The organism is Kribbella sp. NPDC050470 (assembly GCF_044458365.1).
Lineage (GTDB): Bacteria > Actinomycetota > Actinomycetes > Propionibacteriales > Kribbellaceae > Kribbella.
In genome coordinates this window covers 100,181-120,428 of record NZ_JBITHV010000012.1, presented here as the reverse complement: position 1 = coordinate 120,428, position 20,248 = coordinate 100,181, and the positions used below count along the sequence as shown (strand labels likewise).

The following is a 20,248-nucleotide window of genomic DNA, read 5'->3' as shown; positions in this document are numbered from 1 at the left end:
GCGATGATGCCACCTAGACGGTGGTCAGGTCCCGCTTGTGGGTTTCGGAGTACGACGTCACCGCGATGACCGAGATGACTGCGCAGACGGCGACGTACACGGCGATCGCGTAGCCGGAGTCGTACGCCTTGAGCAGGGCGACCGCGATGAACGGCGCCAGGCCACCCGCGATGATCGACGCGAGCTGGTAGCCGACCGAGACACCGGAGTACCGGACCCGGGTGCCGAACAGCTCGGTGAAGAACGATGCCTGCGGCCCGTACATGGCGCCGTGCAGCACCAGTCCGACCGTCACGGCCAGGGTGGCCAGGGCGAAGTTCTTCGTGTCCACGAGTGCGACGAAGATGAAGGCCCACACCCCCACACCGACCGCACCGATCAGGTAGACGGGCTTCCGGCCGATCCGGTCCGACAGCGCGCCCCACATCGGGATGGCGCAGAAGTGGATGGCCGCGCCGATCAGGACGGCGTTCAGCGCGAACGACTTGCCCAGACCGAGCTGTTCCTTCGCGTACGTCGCGATGACGATGGTGAAGATGTAGTAGCTGACGTTCTCCGCCATCCGCGCGCCCATCGCGGTCAGAATCTCCCGCGGGTAGCGGGTGATCACCTCGAGCAGCGGCAGCTTGTCGGTCGGCTGCTGCTTGGCCCGCGCCTCCTTGAACACCGGCGACTCCTCGATCCGCAGCCGCACCCACAGCCCGACCAGCACCAGTACGGCGGACAGCAGGAACGGGATGCGCCAGCCCCACGAGTCGAACGCCGCGTCCGACTGGAACGCAGCCAGCCCGGCCAGTACGCCGTTGGCGAGCAGCTGACCCGCAGGAGCGCCGGCCTGCGGCCAGGACGCCCAGAAGCCACGCCGTGCCGGATCACCATGCTCCGACACGATCAGTACGGCGCCACCCCACTCACCACCGAGTGCGAAGCCCTGGATGAGCCGCAGCACGGTCAGCAGGATCGGAGCGAGCGCGCCGACCTGCGCGTACGTCGGCAGCAGGCCGATGGCGAACGTCGCGACACCCATCATCAGCAGCGACAGCACCAGCAGGTTCTTACGGCCCAGCCGGTCACCGAAGTGGCCGAACACCACGCCACCGATCGGGCGGGCGAAGAACCCGACCGCGAAGGTGGCGAAGCTCAGCAGCGTCCCGGTGAGCTCCTCGCCCTTGGGGAAGAACAGGTCGCCGAACACGACCGACGCGGCCACGCCGTACAGGAAGAAGTCGTACCACTCGACGGTCGTGCCGACGAGACTCGCGCCGACCACCCGCACGATCGGCGTCCGGGTTCGGACCGGTTGTGTTGCTGTCATGACGGGCTCTCCTGAGCTAGTGGGCGGTCCAGCCGCCGTCGAGTACGAACGAGCTCCCCGTGATGGAGGCGGAGGCCGGGCCGCAGAGCATCGCGACCAGCTCCGCCACTTCGTCCGGCTCGATCAGCCGCTTCACCGCGACCGGTTCGAGCATGACCTTCTCCAGCACCTCGGTCTCGGTCAGGCCGTGCGTGGCGGCCTGGTCCGCGAGCTGGGCGGTGACCAGCGGCGTACGCACGTAGGCCGGGTTCACGCAGTTGCTGGTCACTCCATGGGCCGCCCCCTCCAGGGCGACCACCTTGCTGAGCCCTTCCAGCCCGTGCTTGGCCGCGACGTACGCCGCCTTGAACGGACTCGCTCTCAGCCCGTGCACCGAGCTGATGTTGACTACCCGGCCCCAGCCGGCACCGTACATGTGCGGCAGCGACTGACGGATCAGGCGGAACGGCGACTCGAGCATGAGCCGCACGATGTAGCTGAACCGCTCCGGTGGGAACTGCTCGATCGGTGCGACCTGCTGGACACCCACGTTGTTCACCAGGATGTCCACGTCCGCCGGCAGCTCCGGCAGCCGCTCCAGGTCGGCCAGGTCGGCTACGACCGTCTGCACACCCTCGAGCGCCTCGAGTCCGGCAGCGTCGTAGTCCACTGCGACGACCTGTACGCCGTCAGCCGCCAGGCGCCGGGCGCACGCGGCCCCGATGCCGGACGCAGCTCCGGTGACAAGAGCACGACGTGGGGTAGCCATGCCGGAGACTTTAGGAATCCGGTGCTACCCCAGCCATGGGATGCGACCACATAAGTGCCGCATGTGATATGTGCTAGCGCACCAGCGGGACCTTCGACCAGTCGGTGTCCGAGGCCAGGTAGAAGCCCGGGTACGACGGCTGGTTGTACGCCGTGTTCTGCCGGGCGACCTCGACCCGGTACTGCGGGTCGTGCATCAGCGTGTACATCTTGCGGTCCGTGAGCTCGGTGCTCAGGTAGATGCGGATCGCGGTGCTGTCCGCCGTACGGACCAGCAGCTCCTCGCGCCAGTCGCCGAGGATGTCGGCGACCAGGGACGGATTGCCCTTGGTCCCGTTGTTCGTCAGCGTGCCGTCCGCAGTGAGGAGCGTGCCGCGTTGCCAGTCCTTGATCGTCGGGGTGACGGTCCCCGAGCCGTCGACGATCTGCGTCGTTCCGTCCGCGGCCCAACGGATGCTCTGGTTGGTGCCGGGCTGCGCCGTACCGAGTGCATCGCCGTCCGCGGAGCGCAGTCGCATCGCCCACGTCTCGAGGCCGCCGCGACTCACGTGACGATTACGGCAAACGCTTTCCGGATACCGTAGGACGGCCGGAACACACTGTCGAGGAATCTGTCCACAACCGGCCGCAGCGGGTGTCGCGACGACTGAGCTCACTGACGACATCTATCGAAACCGGCGCGGCTGATAGCTGGACCTTATGGTTGAAACATGGTCGATATCGAACAGCCGAAGAAGAAGGCCGCCGGCGTCCCCGCGGTGCTTTCGTCGTTCAAGTTCGGTTTCCGCGAGATGGGCCCGGTCCGGACCGGCAAGGTCTTCCTGAAGATGAACCAGGACGGCGGCTTCGACTGCCCGTCCTGCGCCTGGCCGGACCCGGACCACAAGCGCAAGCACGCTGCCGAGTTCTGCGAGAACGGAGCGAAGGCGGTCGCCTGGGAGGCCACCCGCAAACGGGTGCCACGGGACTTCTTCGCGAGCCACTCGGTCGACCAGCTGAACCAGATCTCCGAGTTCGAGCTCGGGAAGCTCGGCCGGATCACCGAACCGCTGCTGCTCCGGGCCGGCGCCACGCACTACGAGCCGGTCGGCTGGGACGAGGCGTTCCAGGTGGTCGCGCGGCACCTGAAGGGCCTCGACGACCCGAACGACGCCGTCTTCTACACCTCGGGCCGGACCAGCAACGAGGCCGCGTTCCTCTACCAGCTCTTCGTCCGCGCCTACGGCACGAACAACCTGCCGGACTGCTCGAACATGTGCCACGAGTCCTCCGGTACGGCGCTGACCCGGGTGATCGGCAGCGGCAAGGGCGCGGTGACGCTGGAGATGCTCGAGCAGGCCGAGCTGATCGTGGTCGTCGGCCAGAACCCGGGCACCAACGCGCCCCGGATGCTCAGCCACCTGGAGATCGCCAAGCGCAACGGCGCGGACATCGTCTCGGTCAACCCGCTGCCCGAGCCGGGCCTGATGAACTTCAAGAACCCGCAGCGCCCGGGCGGCTGGGTCGGCAAGGGCACCCCCCTGGCCGACCAGCACCTGCAGATCCGGATCGGCGGCGACCAGGCGCTGTTCCTTGCCGTCGGCCACCTTCTGCTCGAGGCCGAGGCTGAGAACCCGGGCACCGTGCTGGACAAGGCGTTCATCGACTCGCACACCAGTGGCTTCGAGCTCTACGCCAAGCACAACACCGAGCTCGACTGGGCCGCAGTCGAGCTGGCCACGGGACTTCGCCGTACCGAGATCGAGGAGTTGGTGCAGCGGTTCATCGCGTCCAAGGCGACGGTGATCTGCTGGGCGATGGGCCTGACCCAGCACCGGGAGGCGGTCGCGACGATCAGCGAGATCGTCAACGTGCTGCTCCTGCAGGGCAACATCGGCAAGCCCGGCGCGGGCCCGTGCCCGGTGCGCGGGCATTCGAACGTTCAGGGCGACCGCAGCATGGGGATCTGGGAGAAGATGCCGGATGCCTTCCTGGACCGGCTCGACCGGGAGTTCACGTTCGCTTCGCCGCGCGAGCACGGCGTGGACGCAGCCGGCACGGTCAAGCGGCTGCGGGACGGGACGGTCCGGGTGTTCGTCGCGATGGGCGGGAACTTCGCCTCCGCGACGCCGGACACCGAGGTGGTGCACCGCGGGCTGCGGGAGTGTGACCTGACCGTGCACGTCGCGACCAAGCTGAACCGCTCGCACACCGTCACCGGCCGCGAGGCGTTGATCCTGCCGACGCTCGGACGGACCGACCACGACCACACGCCTGCCGGTCCGCAGTCGGTGACGGTCGAGGACTCCCAAGGCGCGGTCCACCTGTCCACCGGCAACCTGATCCCGCCGGCGCCGGAGATGAAGTCGGAGATCGGGATCATCTGCGGGCTCGCGCAGGCCGTCGTACCGGCCGTCGGCGAGATCCCGTGGGCGGACTTCGCCGACGACTACAGCCTGGTCCGCCAGCGGATCGGGCGGGTGGCCGACGGGTACGAGGACTTCGAGGACCGGCTGCGGGCGAACGAGGGCGGGTTCCTGCTGGCGCACGCGGCGCGGGACCGGCGCGAGTTCCGGACGTCCGACGCGAAGGCGCAGTTCACCGCGAACGACCTGAGCTGGCTGCCGACCGAGCCGGGCCGGCTGTTGCTGCAGACGATGCGCAGCCACGACCAGTTCAACACCACGATCTACGGGCTGGAGGATCGCTACCGCGGCGTGCACGGGACCCGCGAGGTGGTCTTCGTGAACCCGGACGACCTGGCCGAGCTGGGCTTGAAGGACGGTGCGTACGTCGACATCGTCAGCGAGTTCGAGGGTGTCGAGCGACGGGCCGCCGGGTTCCGGCTGGTCTCGTACCCGACCGCGCGGGGATGCGTGGCGGCGTACTACCCGGAGACCAACGTCCTGATGTCCGCCGACGACCTGGCCAAGGGCAGCAACACCCCGGTCGCCAAGGGGCTGACAGTCAGGCTGGAGCCAGTCTCTTCCTGAACCACGGCTGCAGCACGGCCAGTACGACGGCCGTCGCCGCGCTGACCAGCCAGAGTCCTTCGGGGCCGAAGGACTCCAGCAGGCGCGTCACGGTGAGCGGCGCGATCGCGGTCGCGATACCCCAGCTGAGCCCAAAGACGGCGAGGTAGCGGCCGCGAGCGTGGTCCGGCGCGAGCCCGGAGGCCAGCGTGAGGTAGCGGGTCAGGAGGAACAGTTCGCCTAGGCTCCACAGCACCGTGGCCGCCAGGAAGACGGACAGGCTGTGCGCGAACGCGCTGATCACCAGACCGATGGCGACCAGGACGTAGCCGATCGTCAGCGCGCGGAAATCGTCCAGGTGCTGCACACGGAGGAGGCGTTGGGCAACGATCAGGGTGACTGCCGAGACGGCGAGGATGAAGCCGGTGCCGGACTTCGGCAGGCCCTGTTCGAGCAGGGTGAGCGGGATCCCGATCACCAGTTGCATGTAGATGGTGGCGAACACCGTGCCGCCGGCGAGCAGGAGCAGCAACCGGCGATCGCGCCACACCGCCGTGACGGTCGCCCGCTCGCTGTCTCGTCGTACGTCGGCCGGCAGTGCGCGGGCGACGAGGATCGCGCAGGCTGCGCAGGTGGCGGCGTCGGCGACGAACAACCACCGCAGGTCCCAGTGACTCAAAGCCGCGGCGAGGAGACCGGCGAGCACTCCGGCGGCCGCCATCGCGGCGCTGAGCAAGCCGTACGCCGCCGGCCGGTCAGCAGGATCGGTGACGTCGGCGATCGTTGCCTGGCTGGGCGGTTCGTAGATCTCGAAGACCAGACCGAGCAGGAGAGTGGCGAGGATCGCGGACCAGAGCTGGTGGGAGACCGCGATCCAGGTCTGCGCGACGGCGCAGCCGGTCAGGCCGAGGACGATCGTACGGCGACGTCCCAGCCGGTCGGCCAGTTGGCCGCCGAGCAGCCGGGACGGGATCGTCGCCGCTCCGAACAGCGCCAGAATCAGCCCTGTCTCACTCAGCGAGGCGCCGAACTCGACCGTCAGCACCACTCCGAGGAACGGCAACGTGAACGCGCCGATCCGGTTCACGGCCCGGGCCACCACGAGCACCCACACCGCTCCCGGCAGCCGTGGACGAACCACTTGGGCTGCGATGCTCATGGGCGATCTCCTCCTGCGTGACTATCTAAAGCGGTATGGTTAGTCACGCGAGATCGACTGTACGGAGAATGCATGTGACCGGTCAAGTGTCTTTTGATAGTCACACGCGCAGCGTGCTGGCTGCTGCGGTGGAGTACGTGAACCGGTTGACGCCCGGCTATTCCGGCGGCTCGCCCTTCGCCGCGCCCACCGATGCAGCGCAGGCTGTCGGGGATGCGCTGACCGCGATCGGGTATCCGCGTCCCGACGTACCTCGGGCCGACGCGGAGCGACTCGTCGAGCTGGCCGGCCGGATGCGGATTGTCTTCGAGGCGGCGCAGTCAGACGACTTCGACCAGGCGGCCACGGAGGTCAACGCGCTGCTGCTCGACACCAACGCGCGCCCGCAGTTGGACCGCGGCCGGGAGCGGCCCTGGAGCCTGCACTTCCACGGACCGAACGACGAACTCGCCAACGGCTGGGCGGCCGGATGCGCGGCCGGTCTCGCGATCGCCATCGGCAGCGACCTCGGCGGCCGCCTCGGCGTCTGCGCGGCGCCTCAGTGCGACCGCGTCTTCGTCGACGTCTCGCGCAACGCCCAGCGCCGCTTCTGCTCCCCCCAATGCCAAAGCAGAGTCAAAGCCGCAACCCACCGAGCCCGCCGACAAACCTGACCTCGGCCGGATCCTGGTTGTCGAGCAAGATTTCGGCCCGGGCCTGAGGTTGCACCTGCGCAACGTAGAGCTTCTCGCCCGGAATGTACTTGGTGCGGTACCGATGCTCAGCCGCCTCGGCCGACGGCATCCAGGCCTGATCCCGGGCGATGCCGCGACGAAGCACTTCGTCGAACGTGACGTCCACGTAGATCCGCAGATCCCAATGAGCATCGAGCTCTGGCCGCTGCAGGAATGCTCCGTCGACCAGCAGCACGGCATCCTCGGCCGCGACCGCTGCCGGCCGGTCGAGCACGATCTGAGCGGAGGGGTCCATCAGGCCGGTCGTGTACCGGCGATCGCCCCGCGGCCCGAGCGGAGTCAGCAGCCGGTCGCGGATCGCCTCGTTGTCCCAGGTCTCGAGGTAGTACCCCTCCGGCGAGTCCACCGGGTACGACGTCCGCAGCTCGACCGCACGCTTGAAGTAGTCGATCCCCACGCGGATCACCTCGCGTTCGGTGCGATCCCGCAGTACCTCGGCCAACTCGTCGGCAAGGGTCGTCTTGCCCGCCGCCGAACACCCGTCGATCGCGACCCGCACCGGATGCGGACGCTCCACCGACAGCACCAGGTCCGCCAACTTCCCCAACGTCTCGGCCCGCTGCGTCACGCTGCCTCCTCGTCCGACAGGCGAGCGCCCCACCATAGTCTGGTGGGGCGCTCGCGTCGTAGCGGAATTGTCAGCCGACTGGGGTGAGCTCGCGCTCGTCCTCGGTCGGAGCCGCCGGGGCGGCGTGCTTGGGTTCGCGGCCGCGGAGCCACTTCGGAGCCCACCAGTTCGCGTTGCCCAGCAGGGTCATGATGCTCGGCAGGACGACCGCGCGGATGATCGTCGCGTCGATCAGGATCGCGACGGCCAGGCCGACGCCCAGCTGCTTCATGTCCAGCGTGCTCAGCGTCGCGAACACCGCGAAGACACCGATCATGACCGCCGCCGCGCTGGTGACCACACCCGCGGAGCTGGTGATGCCTTCGGCAACGGCCTGCCTGGTCGGCACCCCGCGCAGCACCGCCTCACGGATCCGGCTGACGACGAACACGTGGTAGTCCATCGACAGGCCGAACAGCACCACGAAGAGGAACAGTGGCAGCCACGAGACCACCGCCCCGTTCGAGCGGAAGTCGAGGATCCCTTCGGCCCAGGTGTTCTGGAACACCGCCGTCACTACCCCGTACGCCGCGCCCGCGCTCAGCACGTTCAGGAAGATCGCGGTCAGCGCGACCACCACCGACCGGAACGTCACCATCATCACGATCATCGTCAGCAGCAGCACGAACCCGATCACCAGCGGGAGCTTCGACTTCGTGTGCGCCGCGTAGTCGACGTCCGCGGCCACGAAGCCGCCGACGGCGTACTCGACACCCGGCACCTTGCCGACCGTCTCCGGCATCAGCTCCTTGCGCAGCTTGGTCAGCGAGTCGCGCGCCTCCTGGCTTCCACCCTCGTACGGCGTGGCCACCTCGACCACCGTGACCGTGCCGTCCTTGGAGACCCGCGGCTCCTCGAGCCCGTCCTGGGCGTAGAGCTTGTCGTTCTGCGTGCGCTTGCTCAGCTCGGCCAGCGCGGCCGCCACGGCCGGCTGTTGGTTGGCCGGAGCACGGACGGCGACCTCGTGGCTGGTGCCCGTGCTCGGGAAGGCCGCGGTCAGCCGGTCGTACGCCTTCATTACCGCGGTGTCGCGCGGCAGGTCCTCGGTGCCCGGGAACTTCAGTGTCATCCCCAACGCCGGCGACGCAACCGCGAGCAGCGCGGTCACCGACACCAGTAGCGTGGCCACCGGGTGCTTCAGCGCCGGCTTCAGCACGGCCGGCCAGAACTTCGGCGTCCCCTTGCTCGCAGTCAGCCGCCACAGGAACGGGATCCGCGGCCGGTCCACCCAGCGACCGAGCTTCGCCAGGACGGCGGGGAGCACGGTCAGCGAACCGACGACGGCTACGGCGACGACCAGGATCGAGCCGACCGCGAAGGACGAGAACACCGCGTCACGGGCCAGGAACAACCCGGCCATCGAGATGATGACTGCCATCCCGGAGACCACGACCGCGTGCCCCGAGGTGGCTGCGGCGATCTCGACCGCGTCGACGTGACCTCGGCCCTTGGCACGTTCCTCACGTTCGCGGCGTAGGTAGAAGAGCGAGTAGTCGACGCCGACCGCCATACCGATCAGCAGGATGACGCTGTTCACCGCGTCGACGGCTGGGACGAGTTGGGACGCAGCCGCGGAGAGACCGATCGCGGCAGCGACGGCGGACAGCGCGAGCACCAGCGGCACACTCGCCGCGATCAGCGCGCCGAACGCGACTAAGAGAATTGCCAGTGTCACCGGCAGGCTGAACATCTCCGCACGCTTGAAGTCCTTGCCGAGCGTCTCGTCCAGAGCCTTGCCGATGGACAGGCCGCCGACCTCCTCGATCCGGAGGTTCGGATACTGCTGCTGGACCTGGGCGGTGGTGTCGAGCAGCGGCTGCACACGGTTGTCATCGGTTCCGTCCTTCAGGGTGACCCTGACGATCAGGGCGTCCTTGTTCGGCGACGGCATCGGCTGAGCGACCTCCGCGACCCCACCGAGGGCGCGCATCCGCTGGATCACCACACCCGCCGCCTTGGCCGCCTCGGCCTGGTCTAGCGTCCCGGACGGCGAGGTGATCAGCACGCTCTCCACGTCCGGGTCGGCGAAGTTGCCGGACTTCACGATGTTGTCCGCGCGGGTCACCTCGCCGATGTCACCGTCGCCGTCGGACTCCTTGGTTCCGGTCACCGAGCCGACGGCGAAACAGGCGATCACCACGACCACCCACATCGCGATCGCCCGCCACGGATGGGTGGCACTCCAGCGCGCCATCCGCACCGTGATCTGTCCCCTGGCCATACATTCCCTGCCCCTCTGCGCCCCCTCCGGCGCCCCACTCAGCGCACCTGGCGTGGCGCTGGCTACAGGTCAAAAGCCTGGTCGCAGGAGGGTGGTCGCCACCATGCAGGAAGCCACCGAGTTCACCCTGAGGGAAACCCCACCCCTCCCCTGCGGGAAACCACACCGCCGTAGGGGGAGCACCCTGCAGGAAACCACGCCGTGAGGAGCCGGGTGCGCAGGGTGGTGCTCAGAAGTCGTCGAGGTTCAGGGAGGAGGCGGCCGAGACGCCTTCCAGGTAGCCCTCGGCGCGCTCGGCCTTGGGGTAGCGGTGGACCAGCGCCCAGAAGGCGGCGTTGTGGGCCGGCTCGACCAGGTGGGCCAGCTCGTGGATCAGGACGTAGTCCACGACCCAGCCCGGCATCGCCTGCAGCCGGGTCGACAACCGGATCGACCGGTCCGCCGGAGTGCAGGAGCCCCACCGTCTGTTTTGGTTCGAAACCCACCTCACAGACGCAGGTTCGGGCACTTCCGGCAGATGACGACACGCGAGTTCGTGTGCTCTGGCCAACAATTTTTCGTCCGACACGCGGGATCGGCTGCGCTGCTTGTCCAGCCGCGCCAGCATGGTCTCGACCCAGCGCGCCTCCTCGGCGGCGGACAGCCGGTCGGGCATCAGCACGACCACCCGCTCCCCGTCCCGGTACGCGCTGACGGTCCGCTTGCGCCGCTTGCTGCGGCGGATATCCACGTACGGCGGGATCGGGCGCGGTGGAGAGTCGGCCATGGCTCAGAAATGTACCCCCCGAATCCGACAACTTTCTTGCGTCCACATCCTGTGAATCGACGTTTCCGCAGGTCAGACGCCAGATCTTGAGCCGGCCGATCCCGGTTGTTCACATCCTGTTCCCCTGCCCGTCCACAGTGCACGGCGGCGCGTCCCACAGGTTGCACACAGGGTTATCCACAGGGGTGGACAACCGGCCCTTGCCTGCGCCGCGCGCGCCTCCTAGCGTCAGGGTCAGCAGGCTCCCGGACCGCCTCCGGGGCCGTTCGGAGGGGAAGCCGAGCGGTTCCGAAGGCGAAACCCCGGGAGCCTGCTCTGTAGCTGCCAGACAGCTCGGAAAGGGCTTTCCTAGGGTCATCCCAGCGGCGCTCGGACGGGGAGGTGCGCTTGAGCGTGCGCCTGGCTGCCGTAGGGTGAATCCCGACTGGGCCGAACGGCCTACGGCAGGACGGTCTGCCGTTAGCATCCACGACTGCCTGGGGTGAGAACCCCGGGCTGAAATTCAGAGCAAGGAGAGGGCCCTCATGGCAGAGACCTGGAGCGGCGAGTTCTACTGCGTCAAGTGCAAGGCCAAGCGCACCGCCGACGGCGAGGTCAAGGTCAACGACAAGGGCACGCGCATGGCCAAGGCCAAGTGCCCCGAGTGCGGTACGAACCTGAACCGGATCCTCGGCAAGGCCTGACGCACCAAGTCGTGGGGCGGTGCCCGGCACACCCGTGCCGGACGCCGCCCCTCGTCCTTCCCGGAGGGCCGTCGGACCCGCCGGGCCACCCGGCCGGGGCCGGGCTTGGGCGACCGGACAGAATGGGAGGGTGTCGGACCTCCCTCGTAAGGCGCTGAGCCGGACCGCGAAACTTGCCAGCCTGCCGCTCGGCGCCGCCGGGCGAGCCACGGTCGGGCTGGGCAAGCGGATCGGCGGTGCGCCCGCCGAGACCGTGATCGCCGAGTTCCAGCGCCAGACCGCCGACCGGCTGTTCGCCGTCCTGGGCGAGCTCAAGGGCGGCGCGATGAAGTTCGGGCAGATGCTCAGCCTGATGGAGTCGGCGATGCCGGAGGAGCTCGCGGCGCCGTACCGGGCGACGCTGACCAAGCTGCAGGACTCCGCACCGCCGATGCCGGCGTCGACCGTTCACACGATCCTGTCGCGCGAGCTTGGCCGGCGCTGGCGGGACCGGTTCGAGGAGTTCGACGACCTGCCCGCCGCGGCCGCGTCGATCGGCCAGGTGCACCGCGGCACGCTGAAGGACGGCCGCGAGGTCGCGGTCAAGCTGCAGTACCCGGGCGCCGCCGAGGCGCTGCGCGCGGACCTGCGCCAGCTCGGCCGGTTCGCCCGGACGTTCGGCACGCTGGTCCCCGGGCTGGACATGAAGCCGCTGGTCGCCGAGCTCCAGGAGCGGATCGGCGAGGAGCTCGACTACGACCGCGAGGCGCAGGCCCAGCAGCAGTACGCCGACGCCTTCAAGGGCCACCCGGAGTTCGTCGTCCCCCGGGTCATCAAGCACTCCCCCAGCGTCATCGTGTCGGAGTGGATCGAGGGCCGGCCGCTGTCGTCGTACATCACCGACGGCACCAAGCAGGAGCGGGACGAGATCGGGCTGAAGTACGTCCGGTTCATGTTCAGCGGCCCGAGGCTGGCCGGCCTGCTGCACTCCGACCCGCATCCCGGGAACTTCCGGGTGATGCCGGACGGCCGCCTCGGCGTGGTCGACTTCGGGCTGTGCGCCCGGCTGCCGGACGGGCTGCCGCCGGCGATCGGGCGGCTGCTGAGCATCTCGCTGGCCGGTGACGGAACCGCGGTCCGCGACGGCCTGCGGGCCGAGGGGTTCATCAAGCCCCGGATGGAGATCGACCCGGACCAGCTGATGGACTACCTGCGGCCGTTCGCCGAGCCGGCCCGGACGGAGACGTTCCAGTTCAGCCGCGCCTGGATGCGCGAGCAGGCGAACCGGACCAGCGACTTCCGCAGCCCGAACGCGTCGCTGGCGCTCAAGCTCAACCTGCCGCCGTCGTACCTGCTGATCCACCGCGTGTGGATCGGCGGCGTCGCCGTACTGTCCCAGCTCGAGGCCGAGGCGCCGTTCCGCTCCGTCCTGGACGAGTTCCTCCCGGGCTTCACCCGCGACTAGGGCTGGTCAAGCGCAGGCACTGACCGGAGCGTGCGGGCCAGCAGGATGCTGACGACGGTCAGGGCGACCGCAGTGATCCCAGCCGCCGCGTGCAGACCGTCGGTGAAGGCATCGCGAGCAGCGTCCAGTACGGCGGTCGGCGCTTCGGCGAGCGAACTGCCGCCCTGCCCGTCCATCTGACTGCGGTACGTCGCAGCGACCACGCTGCCCAGTACGGCGATGCCGAGCGAGTATCCGAACTCGTTCGAGGTCTGGGTCAGCGCACCAGCCGCGCCGGCCTTCTCCGGCGGCACCGACCCGATCACCAGGTTGGTGCCCAGCGTCACCAGCGGCGCAGCACCGATGCACTCCACGGCGAACGCGACGACCAGGACGGCAGTCGACTCCGCCTGACTCATCACCGCCATCCCGACGACCGTGAACGCGATCCCGCCGGGGATCAGCGCGCCCGGACGGATCCGGCGGGCCAGCCGCGGCGCCAGCTGGAACGCCACGGTCGACGTCACCATGCCCGGCACCAGCGCGATCCCTGCGGTCAGCGGCGTCATCCCCTGCACCAACTGGAAGTACTGCGCGACGAACACCATCACGCCGCCCGACAGCATCGAGTACGTCATCATGCTGCCCAACGTCACCGCGAACGTCCGGCGGATGAACAGCCGCACGTCGACCAGCGGGTCAGCAAGCCGCCGCTGCCGCCGTACGAACAGCACACCGAACACCGCGCCCACGACCAGCCCGCCGACGGCCGTCGTACTCACGCCGTGCGAGGCCAGCTGCTTCAGCCCGTGCACGGCCGGCAGGATCGCAGCCAGCGACAGGACCACGCTCACCAGGTCCAGGCGGCCCGCCTGCTCGTCGCGGAACTCCGGCAGCAGGAACGGCCCGACCGCCAGCAGGACCGCCATCGCCGGGACGCCGATCAGGAACGCCGAACCCCACCAGAAGTGGTCGAGCAGCACCCCGCCCAGCACCGGGCCGACGATGGCGCCCACCGTGAAGCAGCCCGCCCAGACACCCAGCGCGGACGCCCGCTGCCGCGCGTCCGGGAACAGTGTCGAGATCAGCGACAGCGTGCACGGCGCGATCGCCGCACCTGCGATCCCGAGCACGGCCCGGGCACCGATCAGCATCTCCGGACTCGTCGAGTACGCCGCCACCACCGAAGCGACCCCGAACACCGCAGCGGCGGCCAGCAGCAGCCGGCGCCGGCCGATCCGGTCCCCCAGGTTGCCCATGGTGATCATCAGCCCGGCCACCATGAACCCGTAGACGTCCAGGATCCACAGCTGCTCGCTGCCGGTCGCGCCGAGCGCGGCGGTCACCGCGGGCACAGCCAGTAGCATCACGAACAGATCCAGTGACACCAGCAGCGTGGCGAGGCACAGCACGGCCAGCCCGATCCACTGCCGCCGGGTCGCTGTTCCGGCCGCGCTCTCGGTGACTGTCATTGATCCGGTCCTTTCGCAGGAGTTCTTGCTCTCACTCCTGCGTCGGACGGATCACCGCCGGATCGACACCCGGCCCGGAATTCGCCCTACCAGTAGACCGAGTCCAGCTTCCCCTCGATGTTGCGAACGTTCTCCCTGGCGCAGCGGTCGCAGTACAGCAGCTTCCGGCCGTTCTCCACCGAGGTTCCCCAGGTCAGCGGCACCTCTTCGGTCTCTGCCTGCTGACCACACATCGAACACGTAGCTCTGATCACGCGCATCAGTGTGCACCTCCCCCACGCCGGTTCCCCCTCCGGCCTTCCCCCATCCACTATGAACTGGCCGAGGGGCGGCATCCAGTGGATGCCGCCCCTCGGTGGTTCAGCTGGTCAGGCTGGGGTGCCTGCCGGGCGGTCCTCCCTTTCGGACCGCCCGCAGGCTTTCGGTCGTGCTGGTGGATCAGACCAGACGGGCAAGCGCGAGGCGCGCGCGTGCGCTGGCCCTCTCCGCTCGCCGGCTGGCCCGCTCGGCCCGCTTCTGCGCACGCTCCATCGAGAGCGCGAGGTAGAAGCGCCGGTTCTGCTCTGCGTCGTTCAATTTGGAACGACAATGAGCACGGGCAAGATCTTCATTGAGTAAATGCATCTCAGTTCTCCTGGGTGAAGTCTGGTTCGTCATGGTCTGGGGTCTCGATTCGGATCTGGGATCGTCAGGCAGCGGTCACGGTGTCACTCTTGCGGGGACGCCCACGGGGCCGCTTGCGCGGAACCACCACTCCCTGGACGAACAGCTCGCCGCCCCACACTCCCCACGGCTCGGAACGCTCGAGCGCTCCGGCCAGGCACTCGGCCTTCAGCGGGCAGGTGGTGCACAGCGACTTGGCGTACTCGACGTCCGCCGGCGATTCGGCGAAGAAGAGTTCTGGCGCGTAGGACCGACAGGGCAGGTCCTGCGACGAGGCCACCTCGGTGAAGACATCGAGGAAGCTCACGCTCATTCCGGTCACCTCCCAGTGACTTTGGTGCTGATCTCTTGTCGTCGGTGACGGTCAACGGTTGATGACCGCCAAAATCAGGGACAAACAAAAGGGCCGCGGGACCCTTTTCGGGTTCCGCGGCCTTGGAGGTGCCGGCTCTGACGTCTGTCAGACCGGTGGACTCCATGCTCGAGAACCCGAACCGCCGTACTTCACATCGCCGACAGCTCCGCCCTTGAACTGGGCAGCGCCGGAAGCCATGAGCACAACGGTCGCGACGTGCAGGCGCGGCGAGGCACCCTGAATCGGGGCGCACGGCAGCGCGGCAGCGTCGCTGAACGGCTTCTTGACCGTGTTGGTGATCATTTCCAGGGCACCTCCTCTCGTTGTGGCGAAGCGGGCGGTTAGCTCGATCGCTATGGTGGTTTGAAGTTTTCGGCCAGGCTTCGACCGCAGAAAGAACAGTACGCCGTCCCCAGCGGAGCCCGCAAACTATTTAACGCCAGTTCGCGAAGTTGGCCGGAAGTTGCCGCCGAGGTGGCCGGAACTGGCTGCCACAGCACACTTCCAGCACGCTCCGGGACGTCATCCGCACGCTCCGGGATCGTTGCTTCTGTCACCTAAATGCCACGTCTGCCGTGAGCAGAACCCGGCACGTCCTCCACCATGCGCCTTCCCCACCCACTCTGGCAACACATTTCCTTCGACCTGCCCGAACGGGCAGGGCCGGATCGGCAGGTTTTCCACGGCAGCCGCGCGGATACCTGCAGGACGACCTGGGGAGAAGGGTGGGGATCGTGCCGGAACAACGAGCAGCCACGGTGCCGGGGGTCGAGGCGGAGACCCCGAGACAGATTCCGGCGGCCGGCTGGTGGCAGGTGATCAAGCGGGCGTGGAAAGAGGCCAAGGCCGATCAGGTCCCGTTGCTGGCGGCCGGAGTGGCCTTCTTCGGGTTCCTGTCGCTGTTCCCGGCCATCGTCGCCGCGGTGCTGGCCTACGGGCTGATCGCCGACCCGGCGCAGATCCGCACCCAGGCGGAGGAGCTGGGCAAGGCGATGCCGGCTGCGGGACGCGACCTGCTCCTCCAGCAGATCGACGCGCTGACCTCGGCGCCCAGCCGGAGTCTCGGCATCGGCGTGGCCGTCGCGGTAGTCGTCGCGTTGTGGAGCGCCTCCGGCGGCGTCGGCTACCTGGTCACCGCGGTGAACATGGCGTACGACGAGGAGGAGTCGCGGGGCTTCGTCCGCCAGAAGCTGCTCGCGCTCGGCATGACCCTGGGGGCGATCGTCTTCGTCCTGCTGGCCGTCGCGCTGTTCGCCGCCGGCGCTGCGATCGGCGACGACGTACCGGGACCGGTCCGCGTCGGCCTGCAGGTCGCGCGGTTCGCGCTGGCCGTGCTGCTGATCCTCGTCGTGCTGGCGGTCGTCTACCGGGTCGCTCCGTCGCGGGACGCGCCGCGGATGCGCTGGGTGTCCATCGGTGCGGCCGTGGCGATGGTGATCTGGCTGGCCGCCTCGGTCGGGTTCTCGATCTACGTCGAGACGTTCGGCAACTACGCCAAGACCTACGGCAGCCTGGCCGCCGTCGCGATCCTGATGCTCTGGCTGTGGCTCACCGCGTACGCCGTCCTCCTCGGAGCCGAGATCAACGCGGAAGCCGAACAGCAAACAGCCCGCGACACCACCAGGGGTGAACCGATGCCGCTCGGCCGGCGCAATGCAGCGAAGGCCGACTCAGTCCCCGAGTAACCTGCCAAGGTGGCACTCGACGAGCTCCGGGACCTGCTGGTTCGGCATGTCCGCGCGGACGAGTCCACTGCGATCGATGGCTTCTACATCGCGAAGGTCGAGCGGTCCGGGCCACCGGCGCCGTCGATGTCGGGCGTGGTCCTGGCAGTTCTGGTGCAGGGTGCGAAGCGCCTGGTCGTCGGCGACCGTGTGTACCTGTACCGCCCAGGCGACTACCTGGTCGCCTCGGTCGACCTTCCCGTCACCGGCCACTTCGTCGACGCCACCCCGCAGGACCCTGCGCTCGGCCTCGCGCTGACGCTCGAGCCCTCGCTGATCGCCGACCTGCTCCTGCACGCCGCGCCGGGCGATCTGCCCCGCCCGCGCGCAAGCGCCGTACCGGCCATTGCGGTCGGTGCGCTGACCGACGACCTGGTGGACAGCCTGGTCCGGCTCGTTCGGCTGCTGGAGCGCCCGCGGGATCGGGCTGTGCTGGCACCGATGGTCAAGCGGGAGATTCTCTGGCGGCTGGTCACCGGCGAGCAGGGCGTAGCCGTGCGCCAGCTCGGTCTGGCCGACAGCAACCTCAGCCACATCACCCGCGCCGCCCGCTGGATCCGCGACCACTACGCCGAACCGTTCCGCGTCGAGGACCTGGCCCGGCTGACCGGCATGAGCCCGTCCGGGTTCTACCGGCACTTCCAGACCGTCACGGCGCTGAGCCCGATCCAGTTCCAGAAGCAGATCCGGCTGCAGCAGGCGCGGCTGCTGCTCGCATCCCACCCGCGCGACATCACCACCGTCGCTCACGAGGTCGGCTACGACAGTCCGTCCCAGTTCAGCCGCGAGTACCGCCGCCAGTACGGCGTCCCGCCCAGTGAGGACGCAGGCCGTCTGCTCGCGCCCACGCCCTGAGTCAGCGCGTGCAGAGCAGCAGGATCCGCTCGCCGTACTTGGTCAGCTTGGTGTGACCGATGCCGGGGATCCGGCGCAGAGCCTGCTCGTCGGTGGGCCGGGTCTCGGCGATCGCGGTCAGTGTGGCGTCGGTCAGGATGACGAACGCGGGCATGCGCTCGCTCGCCGCCTGCTCGGTCCGCCAGGCGATCAACGCGTCGTACAGCTCCTGGTCGATCGATGACGGGCAGTCCTCGCAGCGGCCGAGCTTCCGCGCACCCGGGTCGAGCAGGCCACGCCCGCAGACCCGGCACTTCGGGATCGGCTTGCCGGCCTTGGTCGATCGCTCGCCTGACGGCTCCCGGGTGGTCGGCCGGGACGGCGTACGCACCCCGATGGGGTCGAGGAAGCGCGTCGGACCGCGCTGACCGCGGCCGCCCGGGGACCGTGAGGTGGACCAGCTGATGAAGAGCTGCTGCTTCGCCCGGGTCACACCGACATAGAACAGCCGCCGCTCCTCCTCCACCTGCGCCGGCGTCTGGGCGTAGCTGATCGGCAGCGTCCCCTCGTGCGCGCCCACGATGAAGACGCAGTCCCACTCCAGCCCCTTGGCCGCGTGCAGCGTCGCCAGCGTGACGCCCTCGGCCAGCGGCGCGTGCTGGATCGACGCCCGCCGGTCCAGCTCCGCCATGAGCTCCGGCAACCGGGCCGACGGGTTCTCGCGGGCGAAGTCCGACGTCATCGTCACCAGGGCGCTCAGCGACTCCCACCGATCCCGCACGGCGCCCGTGCCCGTCGGCGGCTCCGGAGTCCAGCCGGCTCCGCCCAGCACGCCGGTCACCACCTCGACCAGGTCGTCGGACACATCCCCGGCCTTCGCCTGACCCCGCAGCAGTACGGCGGCCTGCCGGATCTCGGCGCGCTCGAAGAAGCGCTCGGCCCCCTTCAGCACGGTCGGGATCTTCCGCTCGGCCAGCGCCTGCTCGAAGTTCTCCGACTGCGCGTTCGTCCGGAACAGTACGGCGATGTCGCGCAACTGCACGTCCTCGTCCTGCAGCCGCGTGACCGCCCGCGCCACCGCATCGGCCTCGGCGACCTCGTCGGAGTACTCGCGGTACACCGGCGCCGGGCCCGCCTCACGCTGCGACCGGAGCGTGACTCGCCCCGGCAGCCCGGCCGGACCGGTCGCGTCGAGGATCTTGTTGGCCACGTCGACGATCTGCGGGGTGGACCGGTAGTCACGCACCAGCTTGATCACCGTCGCGGACGGGTGCCGGGCGGCGAAGCGGACCAGGTTCTCCGGTTCGGCGCCGGCCCAGGAGTAGATGGTCTGCGCCGGGTCGCCGACCACACAGACGTCCTCGCGCCCGCCGAGCCACAGGTCGAGCAAGCTCTGCTGCAGCGGACTCACGTCCTGGTACTCGTCGACGACGAACGTCCGGTACTGCCGCCGGATCTCCGCCGCCACCCGCTCGTCCTCGGCGAGCAGCGCGACCGCGCAGAGCAGCACGTCCTCCAGGTCGATCCGGCCGCGCTCCAGCTTCACATCCTCGTACGCCGCGAACACCCGGGCGATCGTGGCCGGGTCGAACGCGGCCAGCGTCCGGCCCGAGCGGGGCGCCAGCTTCGCGTAGTCGTCCGGCCGGACATTGCTCACCTTGGCCCACTCGACCTCGCCGGCGAGGTCGCGCAGCGCCGGAGTGTCCACGCGGACCCGGCAGCGCGAGGCCGCCTCGGTCAGCAGCGGGAACTTGCGGTCCGCGATCGGTGGCAGCTCCCCGCCGTACACCTTGGGCCAGAACCACTTCGCCTGCCGCAGCGCGGCGGAGTGGAACGTGCGCGCCTGCACGCCCTCGACGCCGAGCTGCGCGAGCCGGCCGCGCATCTCCCCCGCGGCTCGCTGGGTGAAGGTGACCGCGAGCACCCGGAGCGGGTCGAACGTGCCGGTACGCACGCCGTACGCAATCCGGTGGGTGATCGCCCGCGTCTTGCCGGTCCCCGCCCCCGCCATCACCACGACCGGCCCGTTCAGCGCGGTCGCGACCGCCCGCTGCTCAGGGTCGAGCGCCTCCAGGAGGTCATCTGGGCTCAATACGTTTCCCACCCCACCACCCCGGTCAGGGAACGCGGAACGTGTGAGATCGCTCACGGACGGGGACATTCGGGAACAGCACCACCTGCGAGCCGGTTCGGATACGTCGAGAGCAACCCTAGACGGGCGGCCCGACAGAAACCCCCTCCCACCGCACGAAGGAGTCAGCCGATGGCGGCTTTCACGATGTACTCGACCCCCTGGTGTGGCTACTGCCACCGCCTCAAGGGCCAGCTCAAGCGAGCCGGGATCGAGTTCACCGAGGTCGACATCGAGCAGGTCCCGGAGGCCGCGAAGATCGTCGAGAAGATCAACAACGGCAACCAGACGGTTCCGACCGTCGTCTTCGAGGACGGCACCGCGATGACGAACCCGTCGCTGGCCCAGGTCGCCGAGAAGCTCGCCGCCTAGGTCCCGCGATCACGGCGCCGTCCCGAGCGGGCGGCGCCGTTCGTGCTGCCCGCACACTCATAGGGCGCGAGTTATGGACTTTACGGTCATG

The 20,248-nt window shown here is 68.9% G+C and carries 19 protein-coding genes; 7 read left to right on the top strand and 12 right to left on the bottom strand.

The window, feature by feature from the left end; genetic code table 11:
- Positions 1–13: 13 nt before the first annotated feature.
- From ACIBGM_RS34160 to ACIBGM_RS34150, 3 genes are all read right to left on the bottom strand, one after another.
- Positions 14–1,315, bottom strand: coding sequence for an MFS transporter (locus ACIBGM_RS34160; RefSeq protein WP_360528299.1), 1,302 nt, complete (start codon positions 1,313–1,315; stop codon positions 14–16).
- A gap of 16 nt (positions 1,316–1,331) precedes the next feature.
- Positions 1,332–2,063, bottom strand: coding sequence for a 3-hydroxybutyrate dehydrogenase (locus ACIBGM_RS34155; RefSeq protein ID WP_396387871.1), 732 nt, complete (start codon positions 2,061–2,063; stop codon positions 1,332–1,334).
- Positions 2,064–2,136: 73 nt separating this feature from the next.
- Positions 2,137–2,610: a hypothetical protein gene (locus tag ACIBGM_RS34150; RefSeq protein ID WP_360528305.1), complete on the bottom strand. Its 474-nt coding sequence runs from the start codon at positions 2,608–2,610 to the stop codon at positions 2,137–2,139.
- Between the two features lie 162 nt (positions 2,611–2,772).
- On the opposite strand from ACIBGM_RS34150, the gene ACIBGM_RS34145 reads away from it, so the two are divergent.
- Positions 2,773–5,034: an FdhF/YdeP family oxidoreductase gene (locus ACIBGM_RS34145; RefSeq protein ID WP_396387870.1), complete on the top strand. Its 2,262-nt coding sequence runs from the start codon at positions 2,773–2,775 to the stop codon at positions 5,032–5,034.
- On the opposite strand, the gene ACIBGM_RS34140 is transcribed toward ACIBGM_RS34145, so the two are convergent.
- Positions 5,009–6,172: an MFS transporter gene (locus tag ACIBGM_RS34140; RefSeq protein ID WP_396387869.1), complete on the bottom strand. Its 1,164-nt coding sequence runs from the start codon at positions 6,170–6,172 to the stop codon at positions 5,009–5,011. The two genes, ACIBGM_RS34145 and ACIBGM_RS34140, sit on opposite strands and share 26 nt — an antisense overlap.
- Positions 6,173–6,285: 113 nt before the next feature.
- Between ACIBGM_RS34140 and ACIBGM_RS34135 the strand changes: the two genes are divergently transcribed.
- On the top strand, positions 6,286–6,825 hold the full coding sequence (locus ACIBGM_RS34135; RefSeq protein ID WP_360528314.1) for a CGNR zinc finger domain-containing protein: 540 nt from the start codon (positions 6,286–6,288) through the stop codon (positions 6,823–6,825).
- On the opposite strand, the gene ACIBGM_RS34130 is transcribed toward ACIBGM_RS34135, so the two are convergent.
- The 3 genes from ACIBGM_RS34130 to ACIBGM_RS34120 form a co-directional block, all read right to left on the bottom strand.
- Positions 6,788–7,474, bottom strand: coding sequence for a uridine kinase (locus tag ACIBGM_RS34130; protein ID WP_360528317.1), 687 nt, complete (start codon positions 7,472–7,474; stop codon positions 6,788–6,790). The two genes, ACIBGM_RS34135 and ACIBGM_RS34130, sit on opposite strands and share 38 nt — an antisense overlap.
- Positions 7,475–7,544: 70 nt before the next feature.
- Entirely contained in the window at positions 7,545–9,734 is a 2,190-nt protein-coding gene (locus ACIBGM_RS34125) for an MMPL family transporter (RefSeq protein ID WP_396387868.1), read from the bottom strand.
- Positions 9,735–9,963: 229 nt separating this feature from the next.
- Positions 9,964–10,500, bottom strand: coding sequence for a YgjP-like metallopeptidase domain-containing protein (locus ACIBGM_RS34120; RefSeq protein ID WP_360528323.1), 537 nt, complete (start codon positions 10,498–10,500; stop codon positions 9,964–9,966).
- A gap of 524 nt (positions 10,501–11,024) precedes the next feature.
- Here ACIBGM_RS34120 and ACIBGM_RS34115 point away from each other — a divergent pair.
- The gene (locus tag ACIBGM_RS34115; RefSeq protein ID WP_012922897.1) at positions 11,025–11,183 is read left to right on the top strand and encodes a DUF5679 domain-containing protein; all 159 of its coding nucleotides are present in this window, start codon (positions 11,025–11,027) and stop codon (positions 11,181–11,183) included.
- 130 nt (positions 11,184–11,313) lie between these two features.
- On the top strand, positions 11,314–12,627 hold the full coding sequence (locus ACIBGM_RS34110; RefSeq protein WP_360528326.1) for an AarF/ABC1/UbiB kinase family protein: 1,314 nt from the start codon (positions 11,314–11,316) through the stop codon (positions 12,625–12,627).
- Here the strand turns inward: ACIBGM_RS34110 and ACIBGM_RS34105 are convergent.
- The 4 genes from ACIBGM_RS34105 to ACIBGM_RS34090 all read right to left on the bottom strand — a co-directional run bounded on the left by ACIBGM_RS34105 (position 12,624) and on the right by ACIBGM_RS34090 (position 15,399).
- Positions 12,624–14,078, bottom strand: coding sequence for an MFS transporter (locus tag ACIBGM_RS34105; RefSeq protein WP_396387867.1), 1,455 nt, complete (start codon positions 14,076–14,078; stop codon positions 12,624–12,626). The genes ACIBGM_RS34110 and ACIBGM_RS34105 overlap by 4 nt on opposite strands.
- Positions 14,079–14,164: 86 nt before the next feature.
- Complete coding sequence (locus ACIBGM_RS34100; protein ID WP_396387865.1) at positions 14,165–14,332, bottom strand: hypothetical protein; 168 nt, start codon at positions 14,330–14,332, stop codon at positions 14,165–14,167.
- A gap of 434 nt (positions 14,333–14,766) precedes the next feature.
- Complete coding sequence (locus tag ACIBGM_RS34095; protein WP_132151798.1) at positions 14,767–15,054, bottom strand: WhiB family transcriptional regulator; 288 nt, start codon at positions 15,052–15,054, stop codon at positions 14,767–14,769.
- A gap of 147 nt (positions 15,055–15,201) precedes the next feature.
- Complete coding sequence (locus ACIBGM_RS34090) at positions 15,202–15,399, bottom strand: hypothetical protein (RefSeq protein ID WP_131467411.1); 198 nt, start codon at positions 15,397–15,399, stop codon at positions 15,202–15,204.
- Between the two features lie 431 nt (positions 15,400–15,830).
- Between ACIBGM_RS34090 and ACIBGM_RS34085 the strand changes: the two genes are divergently transcribed.
- A complete protein-coding gene (locus ACIBGM_RS34085) occupies positions 15,831–16,781 on the top strand; it encodes a YihY/virulence factor BrkB family protein (RefSeq protein ID WP_396387864.1) in 951 nt (316 codons plus the stop codon).
- Positions 16,782–16,790: 9 nt separating this feature from the next.
- Positions 16,791–17,675, top strand: coding sequence for an AraC family transcriptional regulator N-terminal domain-containing protein (locus ACIBGM_RS34080; protein ID WP_396387863.1), 885 nt, complete (start codon positions 16,791–16,793; stop codon positions 17,673–17,675).
- 1 nt (position 17,676) lies between these two features.
- On the opposite strand, the gene ACIBGM_RS34075 is transcribed toward ACIBGM_RS34080, so the two are convergent.
- Positions 17,677–19,815, bottom strand: coding sequence for an ATP-dependent DNA helicase UvrD2 (locus ACIBGM_RS34075; RefSeq protein WP_396387862.1), 2,139 nt, complete (start codon positions 19,813–19,815; stop codon positions 17,677–17,679).
- A gap of 102 nt (positions 19,816–19,917) precedes the next feature.
- Between ACIBGM_RS34075 and ACIBGM_RS34070 the strand changes: the two genes are divergently transcribed.
- A complete protein-coding gene (locus ACIBGM_RS34070) occupies positions 19,918–20,157 on the top strand; it encodes a mycoredoxin (RefSeq protein WP_360522998.1) in 240 nt (79 codons plus the stop codon).
- Positions 20,158–20,248 lie beyond the last annotated feature (91 nt).